This is a genomic window from Microbacterium sp. UBA1612, from assembly GCF_002321605.1.
Taxonomy (GTDB): domain Bacteria; phylum Actinomycetota; class Actinomycetes; order Actinomycetales; family Microbacteriaceae; genus Microbacterium; species Microbacterium luteum.
This window is the reverse complement of the sequence record NZ_DCMW01000035.1, coordinates 61,252-61,747: the sequence shown is the minus strand read 5'-3', so window position 1 is coordinate 61,747 and position 496 is coordinate 61,252. Positions and strand designations below refer to the sequence as shown.

The 496-nt window shown below is 78.8% G+C and carries 1 pseudogene; it reads left to right on the top strand.

Features of this window, described 5'->3' with window-relative positions:
• Positions 1-456: pseudogene (locus B3S45_RS13130) on the top strand (ATP-dependent helicase); the annotation flags it as partial.
• Between the last annotated feature and the right edge of the window lie 40 nt (positions 457-496).

Here is a 496-nt window from a genome sequence, read left to right as displayed (position 1 = left end):
CTGCACCGCTCCGGCCGCACCGCACGCGCGGGTGCCGACGGCGTGGTCGTGACGATCGCGCTCGAGGCGCAGCGCCGCGAGGTGAAGGACCTGCTGCGGAAGGCGCAGATCACGGCGGCCCTGGAGCCGGTCGACGCCGCGCACGCGACCGTCGCCGAGCTCGTCGGGGAGTCCGCCCCCGCGGTGAAGCCCGCCCCTCCGGTCGCATCGACCGGTGGACAGAAGCAGTCCGGTGGCGGCCAGAAGCGCGCGGGCGGCCAGAGCCGCTCGGCTCGCGGCGACAAGCCCGCAGCCGGCCACGGCGGCGCCGTGCACGGTCAGCGTCAGCGGGCGGGCGCCCAGGGGTCGGCCGCGGCGCACAACCCGGCCGAAGCGCCGTCGAACCGTCGGCGCCGGTCGCGCCGCGGCGGGCGCGGACGCTCGGGCGCGGCGCGCGGCGGCAACGTCGCGAACTGATCGGCGGCTCGACGCGCGTCAGACCCGCACGGGGAAGCGC